This is a genomic window from Burkholderia sp. 3C (assembly GCF_054589155.1).
This window is the reverse complement of sequence record NZ_BAAILN010000154.1, coordinates 336-11,992: the sequence shown is the minus strand read 5'-3', so window position 1 is coordinate 11,992 and position 11,657 is coordinate 336. Positions and strand designations below refer to the sequence as shown.

The 11,657-nt window shown below is 66.6% G+C and carries 11 protein-coding genes; 9 read left to right on the top strand and 2 right to left on the bottom strand.

Annotation, left to right across the window (positions count from 1 at the left end; translation table 11 throughout):
* The first annotated feature begins 48 nt into the window (after positions 1–48).
* The 9 genes from ACYP33_RS32255 to cynS all read left to right on the top strand — a co-directional run bounded on the left by ACYP33_RS32255 (position 49) and on the right by cynS (position 10,076).
* Positions 49–1,392: an MFS transporter gene (locus ACYP33_RS32255; protein WP_459625242.1), complete on the top strand. Its 1,344-nt coding sequence runs from the start codon at positions 49–51 to the stop codon at positions 1,390–1,392.
* Positions 1,393–1,500: 108 nt separating this feature from the next.
* Positions 1,501–3,087: a sigma-54-dependent Fis family transcriptional regulator gene (locus ACYP33_RS32250; protein ID WP_459625241.1), complete on the top strand. Its 1,587-nt coding sequence runs from the start codon at positions 1,501–1,503 to the stop codon at positions 3,085–3,087.
* Between the two features lie 183 nt (positions 3,088–3,270).
* Positions 3,271–3,810: an OsmC family protein gene (locus ACYP33_RS32245; RefSeq protein WP_459625240.1), complete on the top strand. Its 540-nt coding sequence runs from the start codon at positions 3,271–3,273 to the stop codon at positions 3,808–3,810.
* Positions 3,811–3,853: 43 nt separating this feature from the next.
* Positions 3,854–4,996: an acyl-CoA dehydrogenase gene (locus tag ACYP33_RS32240; protein ID WP_459625239.1), complete on the top strand. Its 1,143-nt coding sequence runs from the start codon at positions 3,854–3,856 to the stop codon at positions 4,994–4,996.
* Positions 4,993–6,366 (top strand): FAD-dependent oxidoreductase, encoded by a 1,374-nt coding sequence (locus ACYP33_RS32235; RefSeq protein WP_459625238.1) that lies wholly within the window; start codon positions 4,993–4,995, stop codon positions 6,364–6,366. Before ACYP33_RS32240 ends, ACYP33_RS32235 begins: the two co-directional genes overlap by 4 nt.
* Before the next feature lie 39 nt (positions 6,367–6,405).
* On the top strand, positions 6,406–7,794 hold the full coding sequence (locus ACYP33_RS32230) for a CmpA/NrtA family ABC transporter substrate-binding protein (RefSeq protein ID WP_459625237.1): 1,389 nt from the start codon (positions 6,406–6,408) through the stop codon (positions 7,792–7,794).
* Positions 7,795–7,808: 14 nt separating this feature from the next.
* Complete coding sequence (gene ntrB, locus ACYP33_RS32225; protein WP_459625236.1) at positions 7,809–8,678, top strand: nitrate ABC transporter permease; 870 nt, start codon at positions 7,809–7,811, stop codon at positions 8,676–8,678.
* Complete coding sequence (locus ACYP33_RS32220) at positions 8,668–9,594, top strand: ABC transporter ATP-binding protein (protein ID WP_414448357.1); 927 nt, start codon at positions 8,668–8,670, stop codon at positions 9,592–9,594. Before ntrB ends, ACYP33_RS32220 begins: the two co-directional genes overlap by 11 nt.
* A 32-nt stretch (positions 9,595–9,626) precedes the next feature.
* On the top strand, positions 9,627–10,076 hold the full coding sequence (gene cynS, locus ACYP33_RS32215; protein WP_414448356.1) for a cyanase: 450 nt from the start codon (positions 9,627–9,629) through the stop codon (positions 10,074–10,076).
* Positions 10,077–10,111: 35 nt separating this feature from the next.
* On the opposite strand, the gene ACYP33_RS32210 is transcribed toward cynS, so the two are convergent.
* Entirely contained in the window at positions 10,112–11,047 is a 936-nt protein-coding gene (locus tag ACYP33_RS32210) for a LysR substrate-binding domain-containing protein (protein WP_414441033.1), read from the bottom strand.
* A 159-nt stretch (positions 11,048–11,206) separates the two neighbouring features.
* Positions 11,207–11,657, bottom strand: a 451-nt coding sequence (locus ACYP33_RS32205) for a dihydrodipicolinate synthase family protein (RefSeq protein WP_459625235.1), incomplete at its 5' end; no start/stop codon positions are given.

The window sequence follows — 11,657 nt, the reverse complement described above, 5'->3', positions numbered from 1 at the left end:
CATCCGAATCAACCGGCATGCAGACCGGCAATCTTCAGGAGACAAGCGATGCAACCCACCGTGCAGGAAGGCCCGAGGCGCCAGCCTCGGCGCGCCGCATTCGCCGCGTTCGTCGGCACGACGATCGAATGGTATGACTTCTATATCTACGCGACGGCTTCGGCGCTCGTGTTCGGCAAGCTGTTCTTTCCTCAGGGCGACCCGTTCTACAGCACGCTCGCCTCGTTCGGCACCTTCGCCGTCGGGTTCTTCGCAAGACCCTTCGGCGGGCTGGTGTTCGGCCACCTCGGCGATCGATTCGGACGCAAGAAGGCGCTTGTCGCGACGCTGGCCATCATGGGGATCGGCACGGTGGGCATCGGTTTCCTTCCCACTTATGCATCGGCCGGCGCGCTGGCGCCCGTGCTGCTGGTGCTGTTGCGCGTGGCGCAGGGCGTCGCGATCGGCGGCGAGTGGGGCGGCGCGGTGTTGATGGCGGGGGAACATGCGCCCGCGGCCAGGCGCACGTTCCTGGCCTCGTTCGCACAACTGGGCAGCCCCGCCGGCCTGATTTTTGCGCTGCTCGCGTTTCGTACGGTCGGACATCTACCGCAGCAACAGTTGATGGACTGGGGCTGGCGCATTCCGTTTCTGCTCAGTGCGGTGTTGTTGCTGGTTGGCGTGTTCATCCGCTCGGGCGTCGCCGAATCGCCCGAATTCGCGGCGGCCGCCGAGCGCGCGAAGCCGGCCAATCTTCCCATCGTGGATGTGCTGCGCAACGCGTGGCGCACCGTGCTGCTTTGCCTGGGCGCGAACGTGATCGGTGTCGCGGGGGCGTGGTTCTGCAACACCTTCATGCTCAGTTTCGCGACCGGAACGCTGGGCATCAGCCGTGCGCTGATGCTCGACTGCCTGTTTGTCGTCGCGTTCGTCCACTTCTTCAACCAGCTTTTCTCCGGATGGCTTGCGCAGCGTGTCGAGGCAAGGAAGTTTCTCGCCTGGGCCGCGGGCCTGGCGATGATTTCGCCGTATCCGATGTTCATCCTGGTATCGACGGGCAAGCCCATCGCCATCGTGGTCGGCATCGCGATGGCCGTGATGTGCATGTCGGGTTCGTACGCCGTGATGGCCGGATTGATGACGGAGGCCTTCGACGTGCGCTACCGCTACTCGGCGATCTCGCTGTCGTATCAGTCGTGTGCCGCGCTGGCAGGCGGACTGACGCCGCTGGTCGGCACGGTTCTCGCTCATGCGTGGCCGGGGCAGTGGTGGCCGTTGGCGGTGTTCTACAGTGCGTTGGCGGGGATTTCGCTGGTGTGTTTGTTGGGGTTGAAGCGAGGGGAAGCCGGCTCGCGCGTGCCGAGCATGACGCGGCAGGTGCCGAACGCCGTTGGGGGAAAGGCGTCCGAGTAGGGCGCCCCATCCGCTTCTCCCCATTCAATGGCACAAACTTTGCATCACCTTTTCGTCGAGCTATCCTCGACGAAACCCGGCCAACACGGCCAGCCCAAAGGTCATGCAATGAACGTGCCGATCAACGAAGGCGATTCGCCCGCCTTCTGGCGAGAGCAGGAAATGCTGCTGCTTCAGCAGGTGATGAACCTCGTCGGGAAGAGCATCTCGCCCGACGTGGTGCTGCGCGAAACGCTGCATCTGATGTCCGAACTGCTCGGCCTCAATCGCGGGCGCGTGGTGTTGCTCGACGAGGCGCGCGACCGCAGCCGCATCCGCTACGCCTACGGGCTCAAGCCCGACGAGATCGAGCGCGGCCAATACGCGCCCGGCGAGGGCGTGACCGGCCATGCGATCCGGCACGGACAGTTGATCATCGTGCAGGACATCGATCAGGACGACTTGTTTCTCGCGCGCGCGGTGCCGCGCGAGTTGCTGCCGCCGGGGCCGGTGTCGTTCATCGCGATGCCGATCCGCATCGAAGGCCGCAGCGTGGGCGTGCTGGCCTGCCACCGGATTCGCATGCGCAACCGCACGCTGGCGAGCGACATCTCGATCCTGCGCATCCTGGCGACGCTGGCCGGCCAGTTGCTGCAACTCGAAGCGATGATGAAAGCCAAGACCCGCGCGCTCGAAGAGCAGAACGAAATGCTGATGCATGCGCTGGAGCACGGCAGCGCCAAGTACGGCATCGTCGGCACCTCGCCCGCGCTGCTGCGGGCGATCTCGGAACTGGAACGCGTGGCCGACGCGTCGGCCGCGGTGCTGCTGCTCGGCGAATCGGGCACCGGCAAGGAACTGTTCGCCCGGGCGCTGCATCTGTCGGGACACCGAAGCGACAAGCCGTTCATCAAGGTGAACTGCGCGGCGATCCCCGATACGCTGTTCGAATCGGAACTGTTCGGCTACGAGCGCGGCGCGTTCACCGGCGCGACCGGCGTGCGCGAAGGGCTGTTCGAGCAGGCTTCGTCGGGCACGATCTTCCTTGACGAGATCGGCGAACTGCCGCTGACGATGCAGGGCAAGCTGCTGCGCACGCTGCAGGAAGGCACCATCACGCGGCTCGGCGGCAAGCGCGAGATCCGCGTGGACGTGCGGCTGGTGGCGGCCACCAACCGCAGCCTCGAAGCCGACGTGGCCAACGGGCTGTTCCGCCAGGACCTGTTCTACCGGCTCAACGTGATCCCGATCCGGCTGCCGTCGCTGGCCGAGCGCCGGGGCGACATCCGCGCGCTGGCGCTGCTGTTCCTGAATCGCATCAACCAGGCGAACCAGCGCAACGTCAACCTGACGCCGGACGCCTACGCGCGGCTCGAAGCGCAGCCGTGGCCCGGCAATATCCGCGAGCTGTCGAACTTCATCGAGCGCGTGGTACTGCTCGCCGAGAAGCCGATCCTCAACGCGGCCGATCTCGAACGCTTCCTGCCCGAGGCGGAGCCTGTACCCATTCCCGTAGCCGAACCGGCGCCACTCGCGACGCTGCCCGATGCCGTCGTGCGCCCGTACATGGCGAACGACTCGCATTCGGCCGAGGAATTGCAGCAGGCGCTGCGCGCGGCCGGCGGCAACAAATCGCGCGCCGCGCAACTGCTTGGCATGACGTCGCGGCAGTTTTCGTATCGCTGGCAGAAGGTGTCGGGTCGTCAGGGCGGCTGACAATGTCGGACAAATTGTCGACATTGTTAACAATGTTCGGAGCCCGAAGCGTCGCTCGGAAATGGCTTGAGAGTCGATAAAAGAATAAAGAAAACAACGGCTTGAGATGAATTTCGACGCCTGGCACGGTGGTTGCAATAGAGGACGGGCGATCACGCCGATCGCTCAACCCGGAGAACCACCTTGAGCAACGACACCGCCACCCCCTACCTGCGCCCCATCGATCGCGAAGGACTTCTGAAGTTCGCCGCCGCCGGCCGCGACAACCCCGAGCGCAAGGGCAGCAACAAGGTCCATACGGTGATGCAGGGGCAGTTCCGCTCGTGGAGCTACGTCGGCACGCACAACCCGGTGGTGGTGGACGAGCCGGTGCATCTGTTCGGCGAGAACACCATGCCGGCGCCCGGCGAAATCGTGCTGTCGGCGCTGGGCGGCTGCCTGAGCGTCGGCATCACGGCGGTGGCCACGTTCCGTCAGGTCAAGCTGTCGCGCCTCGAAGTGTTCCTCGAAGCCGATATCGGCAACACGGCCGCCTGGGGCGCTGGCGGCGCGGAGCGGCAGCCGGAACAGATGGGCTTCCAGGACATTCGCGTCAAGGTGCTGATCGAGGGCGACGCCACCCGCGAGGAACTCGACGATATCGTCAGTCATGCAAACCATTTCTCGCCGGTGGCCAACACCCTGCGCAACCCGGTGCCGTTCAGCATCGCGTTGGCGGACTGAGCGCGGCGCGCCCCCTCACCTCGATTAGCGGGAGTAACGCACCATGAAAGCGCTTGAATTTCCCGGCGGCCCGATCGATCCGGCGTGGTCCGACGCGCGCGTGATGGCCGACGTGACGGCCGTCGCCGACGGCCCGCTCGCGCAGGCCGCGTATCGCATCGATCACGAGGGCTACTACCCCCTCGACATCATGGGTTCGCTCGGCACGGCCGGCGCGTTCGGCGCGCATCTGGAGCGCGGTGGCCGCCGCGTGGGCCTGGCGATCGACGCGATGCGCGCCGTGAGCCGCCGTTGCGGCTCCACGGGCTTCCTGACCTGGGCGCACGATGTGTGCGGGCTGTACATGGAGCAATCGGGCAACCCGGCGCTGACCGGCGCGCTGCTCGACGATCACACGATGGGGCGCAGCTTCGGCGGCACCGCGATGTCGAACCCGATGAAGGCGCTGGCCGGCATCGAGAAGATGCTGCTGCGCGCCGTGAAGGTGCCGGGCGGCTACCGCGTCAGCGGCGCGTTGCCGTGGGTCAGCCATATCGCAACCGGTCAGTACTGCGGAGCGATGGCCGGCGTCTACCGCGACGACGGCTCGCTGTCGCACGAAATCATGTTTTTGCTGCGCCTCACGCCGGAAGTGACGCTGCGGCAATGCCCGGAGTTCTCGGGCATGGAAGGCACCAGCACCTGGGGCGTGCGGCTCGACGACGTGTTCGTCGGCGAGGACGCGATGATGGCGGACCCGGCGCGCCCGTTCATCGCGAGGATCCGCGCGGCGTTCGTGCTGCTGCAGGTCGGCATCGGCCTGGGCGTGGCGCAGGGCAGCCTCGATTCGATCCGCGAGGTCGAGCCGGTGCTCGGCCACGTGAACCGCTTCCTCGAAGACGGCGCGGCCGAGTTGCAGGCCGAATTCGACGAGCTTGGCGCGCGCATCGCGCGGCTCGCGCAAACGCCGTACGACGGCAGCAAGGATTATCTGCTCGACGTGCTCGACGCCCGCGTGCACAGCGCGGAACTCGCGATGCGCGCGGCGAACTCGGCGCTCATGCACCAGGGCGCGCGCGGTTACCTGATGAGCGCGGCGCCGCAGCGGCGCGTGCGCGAGGCGCAGTTCGTGGCGATCGTCACGCCGGCCATCAAGCATCTGCGCTGGGAAATGGCACGCCTGTCGGCCGAGGAGGTGCCCGCATGAGCACGAGCAACGAACCGTGGCGGCAGTTTCTGTGCCGCGCCTGCGGATTGATCTACGACGAGGAGCAGGGCGACCCCGATAGCGGGCTGGCGCCGGGCACGCGCTTCGAGGACATCCCCGACGATTGGTCCTGCCCGCTGTGCGGCGTGATCAAGGCCGATTTCGAACCGTACGAACCGCTGGCGAACGCGGCTGATTCGTCATCCGAAGCATCGGCTTCGGTTGCGCCGTCGCGCGAACGTGGCGTGGTGATCGTCGGCGGCGGCATCGCGGGCTGGAGCGCGGCGGAAGCGCTGCGGGCGCTCGACCCGGCCGTGCCGATCACGCTGGTGACGGCGTGCAGCGGCGATCGCTACCTGAAGCCGGAATTGTCGGTGGCGCACGGGCGCGGCCTGAAGCCGGCCGACCTGGTGCGCGAAGCGGGCGCCGACGCGGCGGCCCGCCTCAAGCTGCGCTTGATGGCGCACACGCATGTGGTCGGCATCTCGCCGTCGCTGCATCAGGTGCGGACCACGCGCGGCGCGCTGCGTTACATGAAGCTCGTGATCGCGCAGGGCGCGCGGCCGGCTTTGCCGGCGCAGATGCCCGCATCGCTGTGCTGGCGCATCAACGATCTGGCCGGCTGGTCGGGCCTGCAGGCCCGCCTGGACGGCGCACGCCGGCAGGTCGCGATCGTCGGCGCGGGCATGATCGGCTGCGAACTGGCGGAGGATTTCGCGCGCGCCGGGCATGCCGTCTCGCTGATCGACGTGAACCCGGGGCCGCTGGCGAGCCTCGTGCCGCCGGTGGTGTCGGACCGTCTGCTGGCGAGCCTGCAGGACGCCGGCATCCGTTTCCTCGGCGTGCGCCGCATCGAACGCATCGAGCCGGCCACGGCAGGCAGCGCGCGGAAAACCCTCGTCATGCAGGGCGGCGAGCGGATCGAGGCCGACGAGGTGGTGGCCGCCACCGGCCTGGTCACGGAAACGCGGCTGGCCCGGATGGCGGGGCTCGCGTTCGATCGCGGCATCGTGGTCGACCCGGCGACGATGCAGACGAGCGTGGCGGACATCTTCGCGATCGGCGATTGCATCAGCGTGGCGGGCGTGCCGTGCCGCTTCATCGAGCCGATCGTGCGGCAGGCCAGTGCGCTGTCGCATTGCGTGCTCGACCGCGAACATGCGGGCTACGAGCACAGCACGCCGCTGATCCGCCTGAAGACGCGCGCGTTCCCGATCGTGTTGCACGGCGTGCCGAGCCCGCACGGAACCTGGAGTACGCCTGACGCTGGCGACGATGCCGATGGCCCGCTGCGGATCGAGCAGCGCCTGGATGGCCGCGTCGTCGCACGCATCGAAGCCGGCCCCGCGAAGCAGCGGCTGGTCGCCTGATGGTTTCCGAATGTTGTCCCGAACCCGGTGCATCGAATCATGAAAGATGAAAACCCGTATCGTCCGTACAGCCCGCACCATTCGCTGGCGCGTTGCTCGTGCGGCCGGCACGCCAGCCAGGACGAGCACGATGCACGCGATGGCGCCGTGGCGGCATCGCACGACGTCGAAACCCGCTCGCGCCATTTCCTCGAAATGGCCGCGGTGCGGGCGCTGTTTCCGCAGGATGTGCTGCGCCGGCGTTTCCTGAAGGCGGTCGGCGTCAACGCGGCGCGCGCGGCGATCGCCAGCGTCCTGCCGCTGGCAGACCTGCAGGCGATGGCCGAGGAACGGCGGCCGCTCGAAAAGCCCGACCTCAAGATCGGCTTCATTCCGATCAATTGCGCCACGCCGCTGATCATGGCCGACCCGATGGGCTTCTATCGGGAACAGGGGCTGAAGGTCACCCTCAGCAAGACGGCGGGCTGGGCGCTGGTGCGCGACCAGATGCTGAACCGCGAGCTGGACGCCTCGCATTTCCTCGCGCCGATGCCGCTGGCGATTTCGATGGGGCTCGGTTCGTCGCCGCAGCCGATGCGGGTGGCCGCGATTCAGAACGTCAACGGCCAGGCCATCACGCTGGCGCTCAAGCATCGCAACAATCGCGATCCGCGCAACTGGAAGGGCTTCAAGTTCGCGATTCCGTTCGAGTATTCGATGCACAACTTCCTGCTCCGCTATTACCTGGCCGAGCATGGCATCGATCCCGACCGCGACGTGCAACTGCGCGTGACGCCGCCGGCCGAGATGATCGCGAACCTGCGCGCCGGCAACATCGACGGCTTCCTCGGGCCCGACCCGTTCAACCAGCGCGCCGTGTACGACCAGGCGGGCTTCATCCATATCCTGTCGCGCGACATCTGGGATGGGCACCCGTGCTGCGCGTTCGGCGTGAGCCAGGCGTTCATCGACGCGAATCCGAACACGTTTGCCGCGCTGTACCGCTCGCTGCTGACGGCGTCGGCCGCTGCGCACAAACAGGAGAACCGCCCGGCGATCGCACGCGCGATCGCCACGCCGAACTATCTGAACCAGCCCGAGATCGTGATCCTGCAGGCGCTGAACGGCCATTACGCGGACGGCCTCGGGCACGTGGTCGATCAGCCCGATCGCACCGATTTCCAGCCGATGCCGTGGTATTCGATGGCGACCTGGATGCTCACGCAGATGCAGCGCTGGGGCTATATCAAGCAGCCGGTGGATTACGCCGCGCTGGCCGAGAAGGTGTTCCTGCTGACCGACGCGCGCGCACAGATGAAGGCGCTCGGGCAGGACGTCGACCCGGTGGCGATGAGCACCGGCATGAAGCGGTTCACGGTGATGGGACGCGAGTACGACCCGGCCGATCCGGGCAAGTACCTCGCCGGTTTCGCCATCAAGCGCTCGTGATTCAGGGGAATGAGATGAAAGCTTCGATTCGGTTGCAGGCGGCCCTCGTGTCGCTGTGCGTGGTGCTGTTGGTGCTGGTGGTCTGGCAGGTGGCGACCACCGCGAACGAGGCCGCGCAGGCGGCGCCGCTGACGGCGGAGCAGAAGGAATACGCGCGCCTGATGGGGCAAGCTCCGGGCGATGCGTCGGCCGAGCCGAGAAACGACGGCTTCCCGACGCCGGTGCAGTTCTTCCGGGCGGCGGGGCGCAATCTGGCGCACCCGTTCTACGATCACGGCCCGAACGACAAGGGCATCGGCATCCAGCTCGGGCATTCGCTGCTGCGCGTGGCGGGCGGTTATCTGCTGGCCGTGCTGGTGTCGATTCCGTTGGGATTCCTGATCGGCATGTCGCCGCTGCTGTATCGCGCGCTCGATCCGTTCATCCAGCTGCTCAAGCCGATCTCGCCGCTGGCCTGGATGCCGATCGCGCTGTACACGATCAAGGATGCCTCGATTTCCGCCATTTTCGTGATCTTCATCTGCTCGCTGTGGCCGATGCTGATCAACACCGCGTTCGGCGTGGCGAACGTGCGGCGCGAATGGCTCAACGTGGCGCGCACGCTGGAGGTGTCGCCGCTGCGCAAGGCGTTGCAGATCGTGCTGCCGGCCGCCGCGCCCACCATCATCACCGGCATGCGGATCTCGATGGGCATCGCGTGGCTGGTGATCGTGGCCGCCGAAATGCTGGTGGGCGGCACCGGCGTGGGCTACTTCCTCTGGAACCAGTGGAACAACCTGTCGCTGACCAACGTGTTGTTCGCCGTCCTCATGATTGGCGTGGTGGGCATGCTGCTCGACCAGCTTTTCGCTCGCGTGCAAAAGAAGGTGACCTATGCAGACTAATGACAATCGTGGCGCCGGCGGCGCGTTCATCGAGGTCGATGCGCTGTCCAAGCGCTATCGCGCCGATCTTCCGCCGGTATTCGAGGACGTGACGTTCAAGATCGAGCGCGGCGAGTTCATCTGCGTGATCGGCCACTCGGGGTGCGGGAAAAGCACCATCCTGAACGTGCTGGCCGGGCTCGAACAGGCCAGCGGCGGCGGCGCGGTGATGGGCAAGCGCGAGATCGACGGCCCGAGCCTGGACCGCGGCGTGGTGTTCCAGGGCCATGCGCTGATGCCGTGGCTCACGGCCAGGCAGAACGTGGAATTCGCCGTGCGCTCGCGCTATCCGGCGTGGACGCGCAAGCAGGTTGAAGAATGCGCGGTGCGTTTTCTCGACATGGTCGGGCTGACGCGCGCCATCGACAAGAAGCCGTCGGAACTGTCGGGCGGGATGCGCCAGCGCGTCGGCATTGCGCGCGCGTTCTCGGTGGCGCCGAAGATGCTGCTGATGGACGAGCCGTTCGGCGCGCTTGATGCGCTCACGCGCGGCGTGATCCAGGACGAACTGCTGCGCATCTGCCTCGCCACGCACCAGACGGTGTTCATGATCACGCACGACGTGGACGAGGCGATCCTGCTGGCCGACCGCATCTTCCTGATGAGCAACGGCCCGCGCGCACGCCTCGCGGAAATCGTCGTCAACACCCTGCCGCGCGAGCGCACGCGCGAAACGCTGATCCACGATCCGCAGTTCTATCGCATCCGCAATTACCTGATCGATTTTCTCGTCAAGCGTTCGGCCGAGATCCAGCAGGACATCGAGCACGGCCGCGACGCGCACGACACCACCCGCATCGTTCGTCCCGGCCTCGTGCCGGACAAGGTCACCGAGCTCGATTCCGAGCGCGCGCTGCGCGCCGGCATGAAGGCTTGATTTTTTCAGACTGTTTTTGGAGGGGAACCGCAATGATTTCGAATCGCACGCAAGTGACCGACATGATTGTTTCGGCCAAGGTCCGCAAGGGCCTGAAGTGGGCCGACGTGGCCGAGAAGGTTGGCATGGCGAAGGAATGGACCACGGCCGCCTGCCTCGGGCAGATGCAGTTGAGCCGCGAGCAGGCGGCTGTCGTGGGCGAGATCTTCGAATTGTCGGACGAGGCGATCGCGTGGTTGCAGATCGTGCCGTACAAGGGCTCGCTGCCCACGGCCGTGCCGACCGATCCGCTGATCTACCGCTGGTACGAAATGGTCAACGTGTACGGCACGACCATCAAGGAATTGATTCACGAGGAATTCGGCGACGGCATCATGAGCGCGATCGATTTCTCGATGGACATCCAGCGTCAGGCCGATGCGAAGGGCGACCGCGTCAACGTGGTGCTGTCGGGCAAGTTCCTGCCGTACAAGGCGTATTGAGCGCAGCGCAATACAGCGCGGGGGGCGGCGCCGGATCAGGCTTCCGGCATCGCCCCGGCCGGCGAGGACGGCCGCAGGTTGTGCGTGGACAGCCAGACTTCGTGCTGGAGCCATTCGCGGAACTGCGCGATGTGCGGGTCCTGCGATTGTTCGGGGCGCGTGACGAACCAGTAGGACTGCCGGCCATCGATGTGCACGTTCAGCACCTGCATCAACTGGCCCGCCGCGATCTCGCGCGCCACCATGTGGCGATCCGCGATCGTGATCCCGAGGCCGTCGATCGCCGCGCGGATCGCGTGATCGAGCAGATCGAATTCATAGCCGCCGCGCGTATCCACGCCGTCGATGCCGGCCGCCGTCAGCCAGTGCTGCCACGTCAGGTAACGCTGGTCGTCGGCCGCCAGCACGTGCAGCAGCGTGAAGCGATTGAGGTCGATCGGCCCGTCGTGCTGCACGCGCGCGTAAAGCGCCGGCGCGCACACCGCGATGTGCTGCTCGTGCATCAGCAGCACGTTCTCGAAGCCGTCCCATTCCCCATCGCCGAAACGCACCGCGCAATCGAGCAGGCGCGAGGTGCCGAGGCTGTCGGCCAGGCGCGTGGTCAGGCTCAGTTCGTATTGCGGATGCGCTTCGCGCAGGCCCGGCAGGCGCGGCATCAGCCAGCGCGCGGCGAAGGTGGGCGGCACGTTCACGCGCAGGCGATTGTGGTGCTGCTTGTCCTGCAGCCCGCGCACCGTCAGTTCGATCTTGTCGAACGACTGCTGCAACGCATGCAGCAACACGCGGCCCGCCGAGGTCAGTTCGAGTTGGTGATGGCGGCGCGTCAGCAGCGCTTCGCCGAGCTGGCCTTCCAGTTGACGCACCTGCCGGCTGACCGCGCTCTGCGTGACGTTCAGCAGCTCGGCCGCACGCGTGAAGCTGCCGGTGCGGCCGGCCAGTTCGAAGGCTTTCAGCGCGTTCAGCGCGGGCATTTTGCGTCTCACGGCGGGGCAGGTCGGGAATCGGGACGGCGCCTATTGTAGAGCGGGCCGGACAGGGCCGCGAGCGCCGTAAACGCAGCAAACCCCTCGGCTCGACGGCCCGAGGGGTTTGTCAGGAAGCCGAACGACGGTGCGTCCGGCGCCGGAGGCTTACTGCGCGCCGAGCTTCTTGATCAGCACGTCGAGTTCGGCCACTTCTTCTTCGGTCAGGTCCGTCAGCGGTGCGCGCACCGGGCCGGCATCGTGGCCGACCAGCTTCGCGCCGGCCTTGACGATGCTGACCGCGTAGCCTGCACGGCGGTTGCGGATCTTCAGGTACGGCAGGAAGAAATCGTCGATCAGCTTGCCGACCGTTTCATGATCGTCCGCGGCGATCGCGCGGTAGAAATCCATCGCCGTCTTCGGGATGAAGTTGAACACGGCCGACGAGTACACCGGCACGCCCAGCGCCTTGTAGGCCGCTGCGTACACTTCCGCGGTCGGCAGGCCGCCGAGGTAGGCGAAGCGTTCGCCGAGGCGGCGGCGGATCGTGACCATCGGTTCGATCTCGCCCACGCCGTCCTTGAAGCCGATCAGGTTCGGGCAACGCTCGGCCAGGCGT

Excerpts from the sequence above, each read along its gene's own strand:
- ACYP33_RS32210 (WP_414441033.1), bottom strand. The coding sequence starts at position 11,047 with ATGCCCGCGCTGAACGCGCTGAAAGCCTTCGAACTGGCCGGCCGCACC.
- ntrB (WP_459625236.1), top strand. The coding sequence starts at position 7,809 with ATGAAAGCTTCGATTCGGTTGCAGGCGGCCCTCGTGTCGCTGTGCGTG.
- ACYP33_RS32230 (WP_459625237.1), top strand. The coding sequence starts at position 6,406 with ATGAAAGATGAAAACCCGTATCGTCCGTACAGCCCGCACCATTCGCTG.
- ACYP33_RS32250 (WP_459625241.1), top strand. The coding sequence starts at position 1,501 with ATGAACGTGCCGATCAACGAAGGCGATTCGCCCGCCTTCTGGCGAGAG.
- ACYP33_RS32220 (WP_414448357.1), top strand. The coding sequence starts at position 8,668 with ATGCAGACTAATGACAATCGTGGCGCCGGCGGCGCGTTCATCGAGGTC.
- ACYP33_RS32240 (WP_459625239.1), top strand. The coding sequence starts at position 3,854 with ATGAAAGCGCTTGAATTTCCCGGCGGCCCGATCGATCCGGCGTGGTCC.
- ACYP33_RS32255 (WP_459625242.1), top strand. The coding sequence starts at position 49 with ATGCAACCCACCGTGCAGGAAGGCCCGAGGCGCCAGCCTCGGCGCGCC.
- cynS (WP_414448356.1), top strand. The coding sequence starts at position 9,627 with ATGATTTCGAATCGCACGCAAGTGACCGACATGATTGTTTCGGCCAAG.
- ACYP33_RS32235 (WP_459625238.1), top strand. The coding sequence starts at position 4,993 with ATGAGCACGAGCAACGAACCGTGGCGGCAGTTTCTGTGCCGCGCCTGC.